Below are 18482 nucleotides of genomic sequence, written 5' to 3'. Positions count from 1 at the left end.
TCGCGGTGGCTTTTTTGACGTTATTCCTAAAAGGGAATCTACGATATCAACGCTGAAGTTACTCTTCGTTGATTTCTTCGTCAGGATCAATGGCCTCGCGAGTTGTTTGCCAGGCGCTTTGAACCCCTTCCTCGGTACTTTGCCAAGCATCACGGGCATTTGCCTTGGTCTGCTCCCACCAGTCGCGGTCATAAGTCGGGAACGACGTTACTTCCTCTTCCGAGGCGCTGATGAGGACACGGTGCTCGGTTTCGTCACCGTCAGTATCGGTTTCCAGGCTGAAGTAGTCAGTGTCGACGACTATTTCGCGACCGCCCAGGCCGAGGACAGAGCCGCTTTCGACGACCAGGGCGCTTACCTGCATATCTTCGTTCAGCAGAATGTCGTCGACATCACCGATTTCTTCATTGGAATTGCCTTCGAGATAAACACTCGCATCCATGATGTCGTCGGCGGAATACATGCCTTGTGGCTCGTCTGAAGCAGCATTGGCATTGAGGGCAACACTGCTGAGTAGGGCTGCACTGACGGCAGTGGTGATCATTGATTTACGCATAGCATCTCTCCTTGTGGCTACGAACCTCAATATCTGGTTGGGTAGCCGTGTCGACTAGGCGACAGGCAACAGAATATTGAGAGAATATATTGGCGCGTTGAACGATTACAGGGAATTGGCCCAGTCGTCCGCCTTGCGCTCGGCTTCTTCCTTTTCCAAGCCATATTTTTGCTGCAGCTTGCCCACCAATTGGTCACGTTTGCCGGCGATCTGATCAAGTTCATCGTCGGTGATTTCGCCCCAGCTGGCGCGTGCTTTGCCTTTCACTTCGGTCCATCTTCCTTCGACTTGATCCCAGTTCATCGAATCACTCCTTGAGGTGCCATGAAATTGATAAGGCACCCATCAGGCTAGACGAAATATGGCATGGTGCAAGGAGGCAGCGAACGAAAAAACACTGAAATGACTGGTCAGGTACCGAAGGCGGTGTTAGGATGCGCACTCCTCGCATGTGCTGACCCCACCATCAAGACGATAAGCGTTTGCCTGTGTAGTCATGAGCCGTTTTCGATACGCTCCCTACAAAGCAACGTTTGCTGGAACATCTTGCTCAGGCCAGATGTTGACTGCTGTGAAGATGGCGCGCCTCCAGTATTTCACCAAACGGGTGAAATCGGCGCAACAAGGTCGCCACGGCGGATTGAGCCGCTATCAAGCTGTCAATCCGGATGCTGGGTGCGACCGGCGTCTCCGACTCCACCGATGACGATATCCGCTACGCGGAGCCATGTTCTTTGATGCTGCCTTGACGTGCGCATCATTAAACGAGTCAGAGACGCTTACGATGTTTTTTGCCGGAACAACCGGCCTACCAAGGTGTGATTAATGACCTCGACTTCTGTCGCTTCGCCGAGCTTCGGCGATCTTGCTTTATTGCCTGCCGTTCTGACTGCTGTTGAATCTCAGGGCTATGAAACTCCCTCTCCCATTCAGGCGCAGACCATTCCTGCGTTGCTCGAAGGCCGGGATATGCTGGGCCAGGCGCAAACCGGTACCGGTAAAACCGCGGCGTTCGCATTGCCATTGTTATCGCGTCTGGAACTGACGCGCCGTGAGCCTCAGGTGCTGGTCATGGCACCAACTCGCGAGCTTGCTCAGCAGGTGGCGGTCTCGTTCAGTAAATACGGTCAAAACCTTAAAGGTCTTGAAGTGGCTACCCTGTGTGGTGGTCAAGAGTACCGTGAACAACTCGGCGCGCTGAAGCGCGGTGCCCAGGTCATTGTCGGCACCCCTGGCCGGATTATCGACCATCTCGACCGCGGCAGCCTGAAACTCGACGGCCTGACGGCGCTCGTGCTGGACGAGGCGGACGAAATGCTGCGTATGGGCTTTATCGACGACGTAAAACGCGTGGTTGCCGATACCCCGAAAGATGCGCAGCGTGTGTTCTTCTCAGCGACACTGCCCACTGAAATCGAGCGCATCGTTAACCGTTACCTGGTTAACCCGGTTAAAGTCGCGATCGAGTCGGGCACCACGACCGGCGAAAACATCGAACAGCGCATCGTGCGTGTTGACGGCGGCGCCAAGCTTGAAGCGCTGTCGCGCATTCTTGAAGTCGAGCCGGTCGATGGCGCCATCGTCTTCGTCCGTACCCGTGCCGCCTGTACCACGCTGGTTGAGCAGTTGACGGCGCGTGGCGTTAACGCCGCTGGCCTGTCGGGTGACCTTGACCAGAGCCTGCGTGAGCGCACCATCACCCGTTTGAAGCGTGGCAAGGTCGACGTATTGATCGCCACCGATGTGGCTGCCCGTGGTCTTGACGTGTCGCGGATCACCCACGTCATCAACTACGATCTGCCCCAGGACGCAGAGGCTTATACGCACCGTATCGGTCGTACTGGCCGTGCCGGGCGTAGCGGTATCGCGATTACCTTTGCCGGTTTCCGTGAAGGTCGCAAAGTGGGCTGGATGGAGCAGGCAACCGGTCAGAAAATGACCGAAATGCCGCTACCTGACGAATCTGCTATTCGTGCGCACCGGGATGAAGTGTTCCACCAGCGCGTCATTGCCTCGTTGACCAAAGGTGCAGAAGAACAGCGTGCGCTGATCGAGCGTCTGGTCGAAGAAGGCCATGACCCGATCGAGCTGGCCTGTGCATTCTCTGCCATGGCCCGCGCTGATGAAGCACCGATTGGTCGTTTGCAGGCACCGCGCAAAGAGAAACCCTCGCGTGATGGCGCGTCTGGCGGCAAACCGGGTGCTCGCCGTGAGCGTTCAAGCACGCCCAGCGAAGGCATGACCCGCTACCGCGTTTCTGTCGGCCATAAAGACGGCGTCAAGCCCGGTCAACTGGTCGGTGCGCTGGCGAACGAAGGCGGTATCGAAGGCGCTCGCATCGGGCGTATCGATATCCGCAACGCCTTCTCGGTGGTTGAACTGCCCAGCGGTCTGCCGTCCACCATTCTGACGAAAATGGCCCGTGCCCGTGTCTCCGGCCGTCCGCTGGAAATCAGCGAAGACAGCGCCCCTGAGCGTGCCCCGCGCCGCCGCCGTGATGAAGGCGATGCGCCGGTCCGTCGCCGCGAACGCGCCTAAGGTGCCATCAGTTGCCGCTTAGCGGTCACTGGTGATATCCCGACGCCCCCGTGCCTTCCCAGGTGCGGGGGCGTTTTTTTTTGCTACCGTGTTCATCATTTAACCGCTCAAGGATGAAGCCATGTCGGCACCGCTACACGAATGGAACCTTGCGCCCCGGGACGCGATGGCGCTGCAGACTGAGTTGGCAAAGCGGCTCGAGCTGAGTGACCGACTCGACCCGGTGCGCCACATTGCCGGGGTGGATATCGGCTTTGAGGATGGCGGCGAAACAACCCGGGCAGCGGTGGTGGTGGTCAAATGGGACCCTGATACGGCGCCTGACTTAAGCGTGATAGAGCAAGTGGTTCACCGCGAGCCCACGCGCATGCCCTATATCCCCGGGCTGCTGTCGTTTCGAGAAATCCCCGCTGCGCTTGGCGCCTTCGCAAAGCTGACCGTTCAACCCGAACTGGTGATGGTGGACGGACAGGGCATCGCCCATCCACGGAGACTGGGGGTGGCTGCTCACCTGGGGTTGTGGCTGGACACTCCCACCATTGGCATTGCCAAATCCCGGCTGACGGGCCGCCATGCCGAGGTAGGCGAGCAGCGTGGCGATTGGGTGCCGCTCACTGCCCGCGGCGGCGAGGTGATTGGCGCCGTATTGCGCTCCAGAACCAGGGTGAAACCGGTGTTTGTATCGCCTGGCCACCGCCTGTCACTGGATACGTCGTTGCAATGGGTGCTGCGCTGCCTGGGGGCGACCAAACTGCCAGAGCCCACCCGTCTGGCAGACCGCCTCGCCTCGCGGCGGGATCAAAGACGCGGTTGATTACACAAACGCCAGGAAGCGGCGCAGCAGACCGGATGCCTCTGGCGTGTCGTGAACCCCACTGATCAGGGTGTCGGGGTCTTCACCCTGATCGCGCAGCGCTGCCCGCTGACGCTCAAGATACGCCCGCATCACCGGTGCAGTGAATTCGGGGTGAAACTGCACGCTCCATTGGCGTGGTCCATAACGCAGTGCCTGATGGGCATCGTGGCTGTTATGCGCAAGCACCGTGGCATTGTGGGGTAGTTGCATGACCGATTGCGCATGGGTGAGATGCGCCGGGAAGGACACGGGCAACTGGCTGAAGAGGGGGTCCTGCTGGCCGGCCTGGGTAAGCCGTACCCGATGCGTGCCCGATTCCCGACCGGCGGGATGGTAATCGCTGACGCCGTCAAAGGCCGCGGCCATGAGTTGGTGCCCGTAACATACGCCGAGCATTGGCACGTCGTCGGCCAGGGCCTGCTTGAGCCAGGGCTTTAGCGCTTCACTCCATGGCGGCGCTTCACTCACCATGCTGTGCGAACCGGTGATAACCACGCCAGCCAATGAGGCGGGCGAGGCCGTTGGTGTGTTCTCCCGCGCATCCCATACGTTTAACGTCATGCCATCAGGTAGCGCCTCGCGCAGCTGCTGGATAAAAAGCTGCTCGAAATCACCGTGCTGTTCGGCCACTTCCGGGAAGGCATCACCGGTTTTGATAATCACTAAAGAAGGCATGATGGCTCTCGTTTTGACGCGGTGTATGACAAACCCAGCTAGGATAATTCCCTTTTAGGATGCAGTATAGGCATCCCATACTATGTTCAGGAGCCTGATATGCAACAGATTACCCGTGCCGGTGAACCGATGGATGTCGCCGGCCGTTTGCCAGCCCCAGGAGAAGTGGCGCCTGCCATGACGCTCACCAACAGTGAGCTTCAGGATGTCACCCTTGATACGTATCAAGGCAAACGCAAAGTGCTCAATATTATTCCCAGCGTCGATACGCCGACTTGCGCGATGTCGACCCGGCAGTTTAACGAGCTGGCGTCCCAACTGGACAACACCGTGGTTTTGGTGGTGTCGGCCGATTTACCCTTCGCGGCCAAGCGGTTTTGTGGCGCGGAGGGGCTGGACGATGTGGAAACACTGTCCACCTTCCGCCATCGCGAATTTCAGGAAGCCTGGGGCGTGGCGTTGTGCAACAGTGCCATGGAAGGGCTATGCGCCCGCGCCGTCGTGGTGCTGGACGCCGATAACCGGGTGCTGCACAGCGAGCTGGTCAGTGAGTTGAAAAACCAGCCGGACTACGACGCGGCACTCTCCGCCCTTAACTCCTGATAGCGGTTCGATGACGCTCTGCCGCCGCCACCAGCGCGCGAATCAAGCGCTGCTGGGGGCGGTTGAACACCAGCCATTCGGGGTGCCATTGCACGCCCAGCAGAAAATCGTGGTCACGGGACTCAATACCCTGAACCAGACCGTCGCGGTCGCGGGCGACAATGTCGATTCCCTTGCCAGCCCGGTTGACGGCTTGATGGTGCAGGCTATTAACGCGGCACCAGGACACGCCGAGCAGGCGGTGCAGCTTACTGGCCCCGACGATATCGACGGTCTTGCGTGGGAGCACCGTGCGGCGCCGCTTGATGCCCTCATGGGTGGTATAAATATCCGGGTCCAGGGTACCGCCCAGGTGGACGTTGATCAGTTGGGCACCCCGGCAGATGCCCAGTACGGGGGTATGCCGCGGGATAAAATGTTCCAGCAGTTTGAGTTCCAGCTCATCCCGGGCTGGGTCAAGGCGCACGCCTAACTGCACCTCCCCGCCATACAGGGACGTCTGAATATCATCACCACCGCCGATGATGAGTCCATCCAGGTCGTCGGGCATGGGTCTTGCCGGTGATAAACGCAGCGGTCGGCCGCCGTGGCGCCAGACCGCAAACCAGTCGAAACACCAGGCAAGCTGGCTTTTTGCATCGGAAGTGGTAATGCCAATTAACGGGCGGGCCATGCAAGGGCACTCTTGGTCAATGTGAATGAATAGACGGTAACAGGCATATCGCAAAGATGATGCGATCAACGCCTCGTCAGAAGCGCTCATCCCACCAGCGCTTGGCGCGGCTTGCCAGGCGAGTGATCAATGGCCTGTTATGCTGGGCGATATAGTGATCACAGCGTGCGGCAAGGGTCTCCTTGGAGGCTGCCAAGCGTTCTACGGCGACCCAGCGGTTCCATTCGGTGACGCCTCCCCAATGGGACTCCGAAAGCTGCGCATTAGGTAGGCGGTAATGAAACGTTGGCCGTGGTTGGGTCAACTCACCATGCAACAGCTTGTGCGGGTGGTCAGGGCGAAGGTAAGCAAACAGGGGCAGTAAATCCAGTTCCCGGTTGCGGGTGGGGTTGTAGTACAGGTAGTCATCAATCAGGGTGTCGATATCCGGCGTGTACTGACGGTTTAATACCTTGAGGGCATACTCTTTGGGGAAGGGGTTGGCGTGGGGCAGCACTTCGCGGGTGATGTCCACCTTGATCTCGCTGCGCAACCAGCTTGCCAGGAGCAGGTAGGCGCGCAGCATCGACAGCAGGTAATCCACATCTTCGCGCTCCACTTCAGGGTTGAGGTGTAACCCGAAACCGTAAAGTAAGCTGGCATCCGTGCCTTTTGCCCCATGGGTCCGCAACGCTTCGAACAGCGTATCGAGCTCGTCGAGTTCGTTCCAGGGCACCGGCGGGCACACGATCTCTGTGGGCACCAGACCCGTGACCATATCGCCAATCAGCTCGCGGGTCTTGCGGTGGAACTCCAGGCGGTGCTGGTGCTGCTGGCGCGACCACTCGCTGTCCAGCTCGTGGTGTTCCTCCAATAACGCCCGGTCAGGATGCGCATACTGGGTATCCAGTTCAATACCAAACTCGCCCCAGCGGGTGCCTTCGACCAGTAGCCGGTGGGGGCTGACCACGTTAAGCTCACCACCAAACAGTTCGCACACAATCAGAGCTGTGTCACGTGGGGGCAAGCCGGCGAACTCGATTTCGACACCGACCTTGCGGGTTTCGCCCTTTGAGTTCCACCCATTAGGTGGCGCTTCTAACGTCATCTCGGCATCCTGTGAGGTGAACGATTTGTGGGCTCAGCCTATCATAGTCACGCACTTGGGCTGAGAATATTCGCTCAGCGAGCCCTTTACGGGGATAATCATGCGGCATTGCCTTTTGATGCCTTGGTTCAGGAGTAATATGTGCGACCGCACTGGCTAATCAATACCGTTGTTCGTTTTATTTTCATCATGCTGATGGGCGTCATGGCGTCCCACGCTCATGCACAGGCGATCTCGTTGCCAAGCCTCGGCGGTGGTGAATCGGAAGAGCAGAACGACGTCAGCAGTGAGGACTTTCAGGGATCGCTGAATGACGTGATTTCAGTGCTCGAAGACGAAGAGCGGCGCAGTGAGTTGATCAACTCGCTGCGTGAACTGCAAACGACCACGCAAGAAGCCAGTGAGGATGAAGGGGTCGTTCGCCAGGGGGTGCTGGGGGCGCTTGCGGATACGCTCACCGACATCGGCGAGCAGGCTCAGGCGGGGGGGTCGCCGGTAGAGGAATGGCAGCGTCAACTGGTCAACGGCGGTAAAGGGTTGCAGGCCGTGGCCAGTAGCGCCAGTCGAGGCGAGATGATTCGTGCGGTGGCCGAAGGCGCTGTCCTTGCAGTGGTCTGGATTGTGCTGCTGGTGTCCATGATCGGTGCGGGAAGGGTGATCGCCAAGCGTCGCAAGTGGCCGCTGGATTTGCCCCGCGACCCTAAAGGCTGGCTGATGGTCGTGCACTTCTTTCGGCGTATCCTGCCCTGGACACTGGCGTTTGCGATCACGCTGGGGATCGGCCAGTTGATGGCTTACAGCCCGGGCCGGACCATGGTGCTGGTTGTGGCCTATATTTGCGTTTGTGGTCGACTGCTATCGGTGGTGTTTGAAACCGTTGTGGCCTTCTTCAGCCGTGGGCATCGGTTTACGGCCGTGCAATTGCTGCATCAGCGTGCTCTGCGCAGCCTGTTTGTCATTGGTGCGCTGATTGCACTGGGTGACGCGGTGAATTCGAGCCGCATTGTCGAAATGCTGGGCACCGAGCTTTCCAGCCTGGTTTCCGTGCTGGCCAATATGCTGGCAGCGTTGATCTCGGCGCGTTTCGTGATCAAATTCAAGCGTCCAGTGCGCCACCTGATCTGTAATCGCCCCTACCGGCAACGGCGGGATGCCAACACTGCTGTGGAGATGATTCGTGCGCTCGGTGGGCTGTGGCATATCCCGGCACTTTTGTTGGTAGGTGGCTCGCTGCTGGCGATCTTTATTACCGTTGGCGATGTGGGTACGGCACTTGCCCGATCGATCATTTCGGCGAGCCTGCTGGTGCTGACGTTGGTCGTGACGGGCCTGCTGCGTCGTCAAGCCGAACGCTTGGGTAAGCGCCGCCACCGCCGCCGTCGGCAGAGTCAGTATCGCAAGCGCCTGGAGCGTTTTGGGTTCGTGCTGGCACATATTTGTGCCTGGGTGGTTTTTGCCGAACTGTCGATGCAGGTGTGGGGTAGCTCGATGTTTGGCCTGGGCCAGCGCGGCCTGGCCGGTGCACAGCTTGGTCCCGCCCTGGTAAGCCTGGGGGGAACCGTGCTGCTGGCGTGGCTGGTATGGATATTTGCCGATACGGCCATTCAGCGGGCGTTGATCTCATCGACGCGCTCCCGTGGCAAGCGGGTCAATCAGGCCCGCGCGCAAACCATCACGCCGATGATCCGCAACGTCATTTTTATCACGATTCTGATTATTGCCATTATTGCCGGACTTGCCAATCTGGGCGTTAACGTGACCCCGCTGCTAGCGGGTGCCGGTGTCATCGGTCTGGCGATCGGCTTCGGGGCGCAAACGCTGGTACAGGATCTGATCACGGGTATTTTTATCCTCATCGAAGACTCCCTGGCCGTGGACGATTTCGTCGAAATCAACGGCCACATGGGCACGGTAGAAGGCCTGACCCTGCGCACGGTCAGGCTGCGCGACCTCGACGGCATCGTGCATATCATCACGTTCAGCCGCATCGAATCGATCCACAATATGTCCCGGCAGTTCGGTATTGCGCTGATGCGTATCCGGATTCCCCACGACATGAAAATAGACGATGCCATCCATTTGATGCAGGAAACCGCCCAGGAACTGCGCAAGGATCCGATGATGCGCCACCATATCTGGTCGCCGCTGGAGATGCAGGGAATCGACAGTTTCGACGATGGTGGGGCGATTTTGCGCATGCGGTTCCGTACCGCACCCGAAATGCAATGGGACGTGGCCCGCGCCTTTAACCTGATGCTGAAACAACGCATGGAAGCCGACGGTGTCGACCTGGGCGTGCCACGTTTGAGTGTCAGCATGGAAGGTCAGGCAGGCGGCCTGATGGCGCCTGACAGCAGCGTGGAGATGAACCTGGAGGGTGGCAGTGAGGCTGACCACGGCCAGTCCAGCCAGAATGCCAGCGATTCTGAAGAGGCAGCAGAAGGGAGGGAAAGACCAACGCCCCCCAAACCTGCCCCCATGCCGACCAAAGCCGAAATCAGGAAAGATGAGCGGCAGCGTAAGGGAAGTGAAGAAGACCGTCGCCTATCCCGCGGCAAGCCCCAGGCAGAGGGCAAATCCCATTACGACGCCGATACCGGCCCCGGTGGCGAACACGGCGACGAGTAGCCAGGGGCCTCGCCAGCGACGCCAGCGGTTGTACAGTGAGACCGCGTTGCTGACGCGGTCGACCAGTTCATCGTGGCGCGAAATGGCATGATCTGGGGGCAGTGAAAAATCGTTGGCCACATCACCTTGCCAGTGGGCCCCGTGGGTCAAGCCGAGCCGCGCACGCAGGCAGCCAATATCGTTGAGCGTGTGGTGCAGCGTATCGTAGGCCTCACGGTGCTCGTTGACCGCGAGAACACTCTCAGCGTCCTGGCGTAGGGCACTGTTGGGGCAGCGCATCACGGCATCCTGGATGTCGTGCTCACTGGCCTCTGGTGAAAGCGATAGGCGTTGATACAAATCGCGCATAAGGATGGTCTTGTTCCGTCGGTCGCTGCTGCGTCTTTTTAGTAGGTTTGCATCAGGTAATCATACGCGTTTTTGATGCGCTGAAAACGTGCGGATGCCAGGGCCACCTGGTGTTCGCTTTCGGTGAAAAAGCGGTCCGGGTGATGAAGCTGGGCCATGCGCCGATAGGCGAGGCGCACGTCGCTACGACTGGCTCCCGGCGGCAGTCCGAGTACCGCCAGGGCACGCGTGGTGCGGTCCGGAGGAGGCGCTGTGCGCTGCCACTGGCGGCGTTCTCCCTGGGCGCGTTCGTAACGGGACCGGTCTTGCCGCGCCTGCTCCCGTTGAGCCTGTTCGCGGCGGCTCTGGTCATCGCGTTGCCGTTGGCGTTCACGCTCCTGTCGGGCATGCGCCTGACGCGCCTGGGCCTCTTCCTGTTGGCGCTGCTTTTCCTGCTGTTTACGCTGTTTTTTCTGTTTGCGTTGCTGGTTTTTCTCGTCAGCCTGCTGTGCGGCTTCATCCCGAGCCTGCTGTTTAGCGGCGGCCTCGCGTGCCTTTTGGTTAAAGTAGTCCGGATTGTGACGTTGCCAATAGGCATGACGGCTGGGGTCCTCGGGGGACGTTAATGGCCTGCCGGTTAACTCATAAAACAGGGTGCTCAGCGTTGTGGGTGTCACATTGAGCAAGTCCGCCAGAAAGCGCAGGATATAATGGTTGGCCAGCGACAGGTCGCCGTCATCGGTTGCCACCGTGATCGACTGATGCAGGACACTCAGGCTGCGTTCTTGCGAGCACTCTTTACGTAGAATCTCGGCGGCCAGCTGAATGGCTTGCAGATCCTGATTATGGGCAATGCTCATGACCGGCCCCAATTCATGCCCATGACGAAACTGCGCCGTGACCTGGGCCAGGCGACGGCGTCGCTGGCCTTCCGACACGTGCTGGCGGTTAACAAGTACCCAAGCCAGCAATAGTAGCGTTGCCGTATCCACTTGGCTGCGGCTATTTAACAGCACCAGCTCAAAGGGTGAAAAACGGGCCATGGACATCCAAAGGCTCCCAAAGTGAAAAGAACAGCGGGCAATAGTGGCGTCAGGCGTGCCTTAAGGCAAGGCCTTCACCGGTTAGCGATAATGCCATGTTATCGCATTGACGTATCCAGGGAAGCAGGAGATTGGTGAGTTGATTAATGTAGAGCGCAAAAACAGCTTTCAACTGCGTATTTCACGGCGCTTGAAGGAGGAAACCTCTCACAACCTGGATATTTATCTGTTTGTACCGGGGGATATTGGCCTTTCGACCCAGTTGATTTCGGAGGAAGCGTTTTACCACGCGGCGATTCAAGTGTCGCGTACCTACTACAGCGACGAATATCATCTGCCCCTGGTGCATAGCCGCCTGGCGAGCCGCAATCAGCTGAGCAGTGACTCCTATCGCCTGAGCCTCAGCCTTTATGCTTATCAATACGTGGGCGCGATGGAGCGCAATACCCAAGCCATGCTGAAAAGTGCGCGGGAGATACGCCGAAGCGAAGATAAGCATCAGGTCGACCAGGAAAGTGTCCATTGGCTGCGTGACCAGCTGCAGCAAACCAGTGACTTGAGTGAAAGTATTCTGAGGCGCCTGCGCCGCCATCCGCCCCGGGATGAACGACTAACCAAGTATTTCACCAATATCGATAATTACCTGTCGTGGTTTACCGAACAGCAGCTATTGGCGCTGGTGGCTCACATGCCCAGGGGCGGTGAGTTTACCCCCATCCGTCACCGGTTTGTGGCGATTTGCCAGCGTGAAGAAGCGTACCGGCGCGAGCAGGAATACAACGCCGAACGGGTGATGGCTGACCCTACCCGGATGTCGAATAAAATGCGGTTGCTGCGTCGCTTGATCGAGTATCCCATTACCCTTAAGCAGCGACCCCAGGAGTTGGGTGGCGGTGAGCAAAAAGCCGTCAAAGCCTTGGCGACGGCCGTGGTCATGGCCTTTGTTTCGTTTGGCGTACTTCGCCTGCGCGATACCCTCGGTGATATCACCTCGTTGTTCGTGATTGCCATGGCCGTACTTTATGCCATGCGCGAAGTGTTCAAAGACGATTTACGTAACACCTTATGGCGCTGGTTGCGCCGTGGGCGGCCTAAGTGGCGGCGGCAGTACGTCGACCCCAACCGCAATGTATCGGTGGGGCATCAACTCGAATGGTTCGACTATAAGCGCTATTCGTCTTTGGACCCTGAAATTCAGCGGTTGCGTCGCCGGACCGTGGCCCAGCGTGAGGAGGTGGTGCTGCATTACCGTTCGCGTTCCCGGATGTCACCGACCCGCTTCCTGAGTGGTTACGAACATACCCAGGAAAGTTTAACGCTGGATATCTCCATGCTGACCCGGCTGATGAGCAAGGGCAAGTATGACATCTACCGGCTTAAAGAAGGCCAGGCCGTGCGCGAAAGTGTCGAGCGTCGTCACCTGTTCAATCTGGTCATTCGCGAAACCGGCAGCGAAGACCAGCCTTACCTGGCTCGCTGGAAGGTCGTGGTCAGCCGGTCTGGGATTGTCGATGTAGAAAAAGTCGGGGAGAGCGGCACAGCAAAGGTCAGTGAAAAAGACCAGTGAATAAGCTGCGCTAGATCAAAAAGACGCCAACTAAAGGGTGTCAGCATGGGCAACTGAAGAGCAGCGAACTAGTCTGAAGTAGAGGGCTTTGCAAACTACGACGATAACGTCGAAAGGGCCCGTTGCCAGGAGGAGCACCATGCAAGCTATCGATATCATGACGCCCAAAGTGGTGAGTGTGGCGCCCGACACCGATGTGCGCGATATAGCACAATTGCTGCTGAGCCACCGTATTAGTGCCGTCCCGGTGGTGGATGACGAGCATCGGGTGGTCGGGATCGTCAGCGAAGGCGATTTGATGCGTCGTCTAAAAGACGACGACGGCCAGCCCCAGTCAGGGTGGTTGTCGCTTTTGAGTGGCGGAAAAAGTTCGCGCGACTATGTGAAATCCCATGGCCGTAAAGCTCAGGATGTCATGACCCCTGACCCGCTGAGTGTCGAGGAAAACACGCCAATACACAGTATTGCTCGCCTGCTGGAAAAGCACCACATCAAACGTGTGCCTGTTCTGCGTGATGGCAAATTGGTGGGCATTGTCAGTCGCGCCAATTTACTGCAAGGCATTGCGAATGCTGTCGTGGGGCCGACGCAATCGCCTGCCGACGATCGCCAAATTCGCGACGCCATCCTCAACGACGTTGAGCGCCATACCGACGTGCGCGTCGAAAATATCAGTCTGATCGTCGATGGCGGCGTTGTGGAAGTCTGGGGGCTGGTTGAATCCCTTGAACAGAAAAAGGCCGTGACGGTGGTGGCAGAGAACGTTCCAGGGGTGACGCAGGTTGAAAATAACCTGGGCATGATGCCCCGCGGCGTAGGCTATATGTAAGCAACCAGTGGCAGATGGCGTAAGATGCCCGCTATTGAGTAGCGGGCTTCTGGCGTTGATTACCTGATTTAGCCCAGGGCGTTAACTCACTGACTTGATGGCTTGCTCAAGGTTTTCCACGCTGCGCTGGGTATGGTGCAGCTTATCGAGACCAAACAGGCCAATGCGGAAGGTCTGGAAGTGGTCGCCCTCATCGCACATTAGTGGCACCCCGCCGGCCACCTGCACACCAGCCCGGGCGAGCTTGCCAACCAGGCCGCTGTCGTCGGTGTAACACACCACCACACCCGGGGCCTCAAAGCCATTTGCCGCGACGCTTGCAAAGCCGTGGCGCTTGAGCATGGCGCGGACATCTCGACCGATCGCCTGCTGCTCCTCTTTGACCTTGCCAAAGCCGTAGTCACGCGTTTCCTGCATGATGTCGCGCAGCTGGCGCAAGGCATCGGTGGGCATGGTGGCGTGGTAGGCGTGCCCGCCGTTCTCGTAGGCCTGCATGATGCTGTGCCACTTTCCCAGGTCACAGGCAAAGCTGTTGCTCTGCGTCTCGGAAAGACGCTGGGCCGCACGGTCCGACAGCATCACCATGGCGCAGCAGGGCGAGCCGCTCCACCCCTTTTGCGGTGCGCTGACCACGACATCCACACCCAGCGACTGCATGTCCACCCACAGCGTGCCGGCAGCAATCGCGTCGAGCACAAACAGGCCGCCCACATCACGGGTCGCCTGGGCAACGGTGCGGATGTAGTCGTCCGGCAAGAGCATCCCGGCGGACGTTTCCACCTGAGGGGCAAAAACGACCGCTGGCTTTTCAGCACGAATGCGCTCAGCAACCTCGTCGGCGGGTACCGGCGCGAAGGGGGAGTGCGGGTCGTTGGGAGCTTCGCGCCGTGCTTTCAGAACGGTGTGCTGGTCGGTCAGTCGGCCCATCTCGATAATCTGCGTCCAGCGGTAGCTGAACCAGCCGTTACGAATGACCAGCGTCGGCTGGTCGACAGCGAACTGGCGCGCAACCGCTTCCATGCCGAAGGTACCGCTACCCGGCACGATGACAGCCGTATGGGCGTTGTAAACTTCTTTGAGCGTGGCGGAAATATCGCGCATCACGCCTTGAAACTGCTGCGACATATGGTTCAGCGAGCGGTCGGTATAGACCACCGAATATTCCAGCAGGCCGTCGGGGTCGACGTTGGGCAATAGTCCAGCCATGGCGTTCTCCAGTGTGTGATGCGCTCTCAATCGGCACATTTTGTCTTGTACAATCAGGTTTTCTTAAGAGTAAGAGTACGCGTAAGAGTACGAGCAATAAACGCACAAAACCAGCCCACAAGGGGCTGGTCGTTAGAGATATACAGAGGGCGTTATCGCGCCGGCAGTTGCTCGGGGCCGAAGGCGTCAGGCAGCAGCGTTTCCATGGTGTAGGTCTTCAGCACCTCGCCTTCGCGAGAAAGCACCAGGATCTGCGTGTCGGGCGTGGCAAATTCGCGGATGCGCTGGCGGCAGTCGCCGCAGGGCGTACACAGATGCTCGCCGGGACCCATCACATAGACCTTGGCAAGTTCGCGTTGCCCGGCGGTTGCCATGGCGGAAATCGCCGAGGCTTCGGCACAGAGCCCTTTGTAGTGGGCCACTTCGACGTTGCAACCGGCGAACTGCTGGCCATCCGGACACTCCATCACGGCGGCCACTGGGTGGCTGGAATAGGGCGCGTAGGCATTGCCGAGCGCTGTCAGTAGTGTCTCAACCAGTGCCGAATCGACTTGGCTCATGGCGATTTCCTTGGTGTTGGCCTTCAGGTGCGCGCTGCGTCGTCGCGTAATACCGTGTCGAGCGCAATTGTCATCATGTCATTGAAGGTGGTTTGGCGGTCGGCGCTGGAGAGCGAGTCGCCTTTCAGAATATGGTCGGATACCGTGCAGATGGTCAGCGCCCGGGCGCCGAATTCCGCGGCCACGCCATAGAGGCCTGCCGCTTCCATCTCGACGCCGACAATGCCGTAGCGCTTGAGCATCTCGGCCATCTCGGTCTGCGGGTTATAGAACAGATCCGCCGAGAAAATGTTGCCGACTTTCACCGGCACGTTTTGCGCGTTGGCGGCGGCGACCGCGTGCTGGGTCAGATCGAAGTCGGCAATCGCAGCAAAATCGTGGTCGTTGAAGCGCATGCGGTTAACCTTGGAGTCGGTGCACGCACCCATGCCGATAACCACGTCGCGGACGTTGACGTCGTCGCGTACCGCGCCGCAGGAGCCGACACGAATCACGGATTTAACGCCGTAGTCGGTGATCAGTTCCTTGGCGTAGATCGAGACCGAGGGGATGCCCATGCCATGGCCCATGACCGAAATCTTGCGGCCTTTGTAGGTGCCGGTATAGCCAAGCATACTGCGCACATCGTTGACCAGGCGGACATCGTCCAGGTAGGTCTCGGCGATGAACTTGGCACGCAGCGGGTCGCCGGGCATCAGCACGGTATCGGCAAAATCGCCTTTCTCAGCATTAATATGCGGTGTCGCCATTGTAGGTTTCTCCTTTAAGCGGCGCTGGATAAAAAGCTTTCGCCATCGGCCATGGCTTCGAGCGCGAAGTAGTCGGCGAGCGTCTGGCCGATATCGGCAAAGGTGCCGCGTTCGCCCATGGGGCCGGGGGTGAAACCGGCGCCGCGTACCATGACCGGTACGTATTCGCGGGTGTGCTCGGTACCTTCCCAACTGGGGTCGCAGCCGTGATCGGCGGTAAGCAGCAGCAGGTCATCCTCGTTGAGCGCGGCGAACAGCTCGGGCAAGCGGGTATCGAAATGCTCGAGCGCGGCCGCATAGCCCGGCACGTCGCGGCGGTGACCGTAGACCGAATCAAAATCGACAAAGTTGGTCATGATCATGGTCGGGCGGTCGCTGGTTTCCTTGGCAGTGCGCGCTACCTCGCCAAGCGTCGCTTCCATCAGCGCGTCGTGACCGCTGGCCTTGACCTTGTGGGTAATGCCGCAGTGGGCGTAGATATCGGCAATCTTGCCGATCGACACCACTTCGCCCCCCGCTTCGGCGAGTTTTTGCAGCACCGTAGGCGTGGGGGGCTCGACGCTGTAGTCGCGGCGATTGCCGGTACGCGCAAAGTCGTCGCGGTCATTGCCGACAAAGGGGCGGGCGATCACGCGGCCAATGTTGTAGGGCTCGAGCAGACCGCGCACGGTTTCGCATAGTTCATAGAGCCGTTCGAGGCCGAAGTGCTCCTCGTGGGCGGCAATCTGAAACACGGAATCCGCCGAGGTGTAGACGATGGGCTTGCCCGTGGCGACATGCTCTTCGCCCAGGCGGGCGATGATCTCGGTGCCCGAGGCGTGGCAGTTGCCGATCACGCCGGGCAGGTTGGCGGCATCGACAATCCTGTCGAGCAGCTCTGTCGGGAAACTGTCGGTTTTATCGAGGAAGTAGCCCCAGTCGAAGCGAACCGGCACGCCGGCAATTTCCCAGTGGCCCGACGGCGTATCCTTGCCGCTGGAAACCTCTTTAGCGTGGGCGTAGGCACCTGTCAGCGTATTCGGCAGGTCAACGCCCTCGGCGACTTTTCCCGTGGCATCGCGGTGGGCGTGAAACAGGCCGAGTTTTGCCATGTTGGGCAGTTTCAAAGGGCCTGAGCGCTCGGCGGTATCCGCTTCGCCGCGGGCGCAGGCGGCGGCAATATGGCCCAGGGTGTCAGCCCCCTGGTCGCCGAACTGGTTGGCATCCGGCGCGCTGCCGATGCCGAATGAGTCGAGGACAACAACAATGGCGCGGCGCATCAGGCTTCTCCTCTGAAGGTATCTTGAAGTAGCGTATCGGCGGTCGCGGGGGCGTCACCCAAGGTGACCGCAGCGCGAAGCTGGGCGGCGGCAAGGGCGGCAGCGTCTTCGCTGTTGGCGTGAACCATGGCGATGGGGTGTTGGCTATCAACACGGTCGCCGATTTCGGCAATGTCGCTGAAGCCTACGCTGTGGTCGACGTTGGCGTCGTTACGCAGGCGCCCCCCGCCGAGTTCCACCACGCTCATGCCGACGGCACGAGTGTCAATGCGCTGGATGATGCCTGATTGTTCGGCATACACTGGCTTGACCACGTCAGCTTTGGCCAGGTAGTGATCCGAGCGCTCCATGAAGTCGGCAGGGCCACCAAGCTCGCTCACCATGCGGGCAAAGACCTCGGCCGCCGCACCTGACGTGAGGGCTTTTTCAAGCTTGGTCAGCGCTTCCTCGCGGCTATTGACCAACTTGCCCGCCATCAGCATTTCCACCGCCAGTTCGCGGGTTACCTGCATCACCCGACTGTTGGAGCGCTCGCCGCGCAATAGCGCCAGGGTTTCGACGATTTCGACCGCGTTACCGGCGCAGGGAGCCAGCGGCTGGCTCATGTCGGTGAGCAGGGCGGTGGTAGGTGTGCCCGCCTGTGTAGCCACGTTGGCAATGCTCTTGGCCAGTTCGCGGGATTTTTCCGGCGTGGGCATGAAGGCGCCGCTGCCGACTTTGACATCCATGACCAGGGCATCCAGGCCGGAGGCCAGCTTTTTGCCCAGGATAGAGGCGGTGATCAGCGGGATGGATTCCACTGTGGCGGTCACGTCACGCACACCGTAGATGCGCTTGTCCGCTGGAGCGAGGTTGCCGGTCTGGCCGATAATCGCCACGCCAGTGGATTTGACCACATCGCCGAAGCGCTCCGGGGCGGGATAGGGGTTATAGCCGGGAATGGATTCCAGCTTGTCCAGCGTGCCGCCGGTGTGGCCCAGGCCGCGGCCGGAAATCATCGGTACGAAAGCGCCGCAGGCGGCGACCCAGGGGCCGAGTACCAGAGAGACCAGGTCACCCACGCCGCCGGTGGAGTGCTTGTCGACGATCGGGCCCGGCAGGTCAAGCGAATCCCATTGCATGACGTGACCGGAGTCACGGGTGGCGGTGGTCAGCGCGACGACTTCCTCACGGCTCATGCCGTTTAAAAACACCGCCATGGTAAAGGCGCCAATCTGGGCATCACTGATACGGTCATCGGCAATGCTCTGAACAAAGGCCTTGATTTCTTCTGCCGGCAGCGGCTGGTTATCGCGCTTGAGGCGAATCAGTTCTTGCGGGAGCATG

General features: G+C 59.3%; 18 protein-coding genes. 6 read left to right on the top strand and 12 right to left on the bottom strand.

The genetic code is table 11. The features are described from left to right. Nucleotides 1-58 precede the first annotated feature (58 nt). Together IT895_RS13710 and IT895_RS13705 are read right to left on the bottom strand one after the other, a co-directional pair. On the bottom strand, nucleotides 59-556 hold the full coding sequence (locus IT895_RS13710; protein WP_199283783.1) for a PRC-barrel domain-containing protein: 498 nt from the start codon (nucleotides 554-556) through the stop codon (nucleotides 59-61). Between the two features lie 105 nt (nucleotides 557-661). Then, the gene (locus IT895_RS13705) at nucleotides 662-859 is read right to left on the bottom strand and encodes a CsbD family protein (protein WP_085918181.1); all 198 of its coding nucleotides are present in this window, start codon (nucleotides 857-859) and stop codon (nucleotides 662-664) included. Nucleotides 860-1381: 522 nt separating this feature from the next. On the opposite strand from IT895_RS13705, the gene IT895_RS13700 reads away from it, so the two are divergent. After that, complete coding sequence (locus IT895_RS13700; protein WP_199283782.1) at nucleotides 1382-3094, top strand: DEAD/DEAH box helicase; 1713 nt, start codon at nucleotides 1382-1384, stop codon at nucleotides 3092-3094. A gap of 121 nt (nucleotides 3095-3215) precedes the next feature. Further along, nucleotides 3216-3908, top strand: coding sequence for a deoxyribonuclease V (gene nfi / locus IT895_RS13695; protein WP_066316895.1), 693 nt, complete (start codon nucleotides 3216-3218; stop codon nucleotides 3906-3908). Here the strand turns inward: nfi and IT895_RS13690 are convergent, their stop codons facing one another. Beyond that, nucleotides 3909-4625, bottom strand: coding sequence for a glutamine amidotransferase (locus tag IT895_RS13690; RefSeq protein WP_199283781.1), 717 nt, complete (start codon nucleotides 4623-4625; stop codon nucleotides 3909-3911). A gap of 99 nt (nucleotides 4626-4724) precedes the next feature. Here IT895_RS13690 and tpx point away from each other — a divergent pair, with 99 nt between their 5' ends. Further along, nucleotides 4725-5228 carry a thiol peroxidase gene (gene tpx / locus IT895_RS13685; RefSeq protein ID WP_199283780.1) on the top strand — a complete coding sequence of 168 codons (504 nt, stop codon included), beginning with the start codon at nucleotides 4725-4727 and terminating at the stop codon, nucleotides 5226-5228. Here the strand turns inward: tpx and IT895_RS13680 are convergent. Next, complete coding sequence (locus IT895_RS13680) at nucleotides 5218-5901, bottom strand: gamma-glutamyl-gamma-aminobutyrate hydrolase family protein (protein WP_199283779.1); 684 nt, start codon at nucleotides 5899-5901, stop codon at nucleotides 5218-5220. The genes tpx and IT895_RS13680 overlap by 11 nt on opposite strands. Before the next feature lie 76 nt (nucleotides 5902-5977). After that, nucleotides 5978-6988, bottom strand: coding sequence for an amidoligase family protein (locus tag IT895_RS13675; RefSeq protein ID WP_066316886.1), 1011 nt, complete (start codon nucleotides 6986-6988; stop codon nucleotides 5978-5980). 141 nt (nucleotides 6989-7129) lie between these two features. On the opposite strand from IT895_RS13675, the gene IT895_RS13670 reads away from it, so the two are divergent. Further along, nucleotides 7130-9616 (top strand): mechanosensitive ion channel family protein, encoded by a 2487-nt coding sequence (locus IT895_RS13670; protein WP_199283778.1) that lies wholly within the window; start codon nucleotides 7130-7132, stop codon nucleotides 9614-9616. Here the strand turns inward: IT895_RS13670 and IT895_RS13665 are convergent. Both IT895_RS13665 and IT895_RS13660 read right to left on the bottom strand, forming a co-directional pair. Then, the gene (locus IT895_RS13665) at nucleotides 9533-9964 is read right to left on the bottom strand and encodes a hypothetical protein (protein WP_066316878.1); all 432 of its coding nucleotides are present in this window, start codon (nucleotides 9962-9964) and stop codon (nucleotides 9533-9535) included. The two genes, IT895_RS13670 and IT895_RS13665, sit on opposite strands and share 84 nt — an antisense overlap. Nucleotides 9965-10002: 38 nt before the next feature. After that, nucleotides 10003-10992, bottom strand: a complete 990-nt coding sequence (locus IT895_RS13660; protein ID WP_199283777.1) for a J domain-containing protein — start codon at nucleotides 10990-10992, stop codon at nucleotides 10003-10005. Between the two features lie 133 nt (nucleotides 10993-11125). On the opposite strand from IT895_RS13660, the gene IT895_RS13655 reads away from it, so the two are divergent. Together IT895_RS13655 and IT895_RS13650 are read left to right on the top strand one after the other, a co-directional pair. Next, entirely contained in the window at nucleotides 11126-12553 is a 1428-nt protein-coding gene (locus IT895_RS13655; protein ID WP_199283776.1) for a hypothetical protein, read from the top strand. 139 nt (nucleotides 12554-12692) lie between these two features. Next, on the top strand, nucleotides 12693-13382 hold the full coding sequence (locus IT895_RS13650; RefSeq protein ID WP_066316865.1) for a CBS domain-containing protein: 690 nt from the start codon (nucleotides 12693-12695) through the stop codon (nucleotides 13380-13382). 81 nt (nucleotides 13383-13463) lie between these two features. Here the strand turns inward: IT895_RS13650 and IT895_RS13645 are convergent, their stop codons facing one another. The 5 genes from IT895_RS13645 to deoA form a co-directional block, all read right to left on the bottom strand. Beyond that, on the bottom strand, nucleotides 13464-14588 hold the full coding sequence (locus IT895_RS13645; RefSeq protein WP_199283775.1) for an aminotransferase class V-fold PLP-dependent enzyme: 1125 nt from the start codon (nucleotides 14586-14588) through the stop codon (nucleotides 13464-13466). Nucleotides 14589-14740: 152 nt separating this feature from the next. After that, nucleotides 14741-15148: a cytidine deaminase gene (gene cdd / locus IT895_RS13640; RefSeq protein ID WP_085918168.1), complete on the bottom strand. Its 408-nt coding sequence runs from the start codon at nucleotides 15146-15148 to the stop codon at nucleotides 14741-14743. Between the two features lie 23 nt (nucleotides 15149-15171). Further along, entirely contained in the window at nucleotides 15172-15897 is a 726-nt protein-coding gene (deoD, locus tag IT895_RS13635; protein WP_085918167.1) for a purine-nucleoside phosphorylase, read from the bottom strand. Nucleotides 15898-15911: 14 nt separating this feature from the next. Next, on the bottom strand, nucleotides 15912-17156 hold the full coding sequence (locus IT895_RS13630; RefSeq protein ID WP_199283774.1) for a phosphopentomutase: 1245 nt from the start codon (nucleotides 17154-17156) through the stop codon (nucleotides 15912-15914). After that, nucleotides 17156-18481 (bottom strand): thymidine phosphorylase, encoded by a 1326-nt coding sequence (deoA, locus tag IT895_RS13625; protein ID WP_199283773.1) that lies wholly within the window; start codon nucleotides 18479-18481, stop codon nucleotides 17156-17158. The genes IT895_RS13630 and deoA overlap by 1 nt, the downstream gene beginning before the upstream one ends. Nucleotide 18482 lies beyond the last annotated feature (1 nt).

The sequence above is a fragment of the Halomonas sp. A40-4 genome (genome assembly GCF_015767635.1).
GTDB classification, from domain to species: Bacteria; Pseudomonadota; Gammaproteobacteria; order Pseudomonadales; family Halomonadaceae; genus Vreelandella; species Vreelandella janggokensis.
Note: the sequence above shows the minus strand (reverse complement) of the source record. Positions and strands in the feature narration are given on the sequence as shown.

What these genes read in the sequence shown, in the direction of transcription:
- nfi (WP_066316895.1), top strand. Translation starts at nt 3,216, where the DNA reads ATGTCGGCACCGCTACACGAATGGAACCTTGCGCCCCGGGACGCGATG.
- IT895_RS13675 (WP_066316886.1), bottom strand. Translation starts at nt 6,988, where the DNA reads ATGACGTTAGAAGCGCCACCTAATGGGTGGAACTCAAAGGGCGAAACC.
- IT895_RS13710 (WP_199283783.1), bottom strand. Translation starts at nt 556, where the DNA reads ATGCGTAAATCAATGATCACCACTGCCGTCAGTGCAGCCCTACTCAGC.
- IT895_RS13690 (WP_199283781.1), bottom strand. Translation starts at nt 4,625, where the DNA reads ATGCCTTCTTTAGTGATTATCAAAACCGGTGATGCCTTCCCGGAAGTG.
- IT895_RS13700 (WP_199283782.1), top strand. Translation starts at nt 1,382, where the DNA reads ATGACCTCGACTTCTGTCGCTTCGCCGAGCTTCGGCGATCTTGCTTTA.
- deoD (WP_085918167.1), bottom strand. Translation starts at nt 15,897, where the DNA reads ATGGCGACACCGCATATTAATGCTGAGAAAGGCGATTTTGCCGATACC.
- IT895_RS13665 (WP_066316878.1), bottom strand. Translation starts at nt 9,964, where the DNA reads ATGCGCGATTTGTATCAACGCCTATCGCTTTCACCAGAGGCCAGTGAG.
- IT895_RS13630 (WP_199283774.1), bottom strand. Translation starts at nt 17,156, where the DNA reads ATGCGCCGCGCCATTGTTGTTGTCCTCGACTCATTCGGCATCGGCAGC.
- IT895_RS13660 (WP_199283777.1), bottom strand. Translation starts at nt 10,992, where the DNA reads ATGTCCATGGCCCGTTTTTCACCCTTTGAGCTGGTGCTGTTAAATAGC.
- tpx (WP_199283780.1), top strand. Translation starts at nt 4,725, where the DNA reads ATGCAACAGATTACCCGTGCCGGTGAACCGATGGATGTCGCCGGCCGT.
- IT895_RS13705 (WP_085918181.1), bottom strand. Translation starts at nt 859, where the DNA reads ATGAACTGGGATCAAGTCGAAGGAAGATGGACCGAAGTGAAAGGCAAA.
- IT895_RS13650 (WP_066316865.1), top strand. Translation starts at nt 12,693, where the DNA reads ATGCAAGCTATCGATATCATGACGCCCAAAGTGGTGAGTGTGGCGCCC.
- cdd (WP_085918168.1), bottom strand. Translation starts at nt 15,148, where the DNA reads ATGAGCCAAGTCGATTCGGCACTGGTTGAGACACTACTGACAGCGCTC.
- IT895_RS13645 (WP_199283775.1), bottom strand. Translation starts at nt 14,588, where the DNA reads ATGGCTGGACTATTGCCCAACGTCGACCCCGACGGCCTGCTGGAATAT.
- IT895_RS13680 (WP_199283779.1), bottom strand. Translation starts at nt 5,901, where the DNA reads ATGGCCCGCCCGTTAATTGGCATTACCACTTCCGATGCAAAAAGCCAG.
- deoA (WP_199283773.1), bottom strand. Translation starts at nt 18,481, where the DNA reads ATGCTCCCGCAAGAACTGATTCGCCTCAAGCGCGATAACCAGCCGCTG.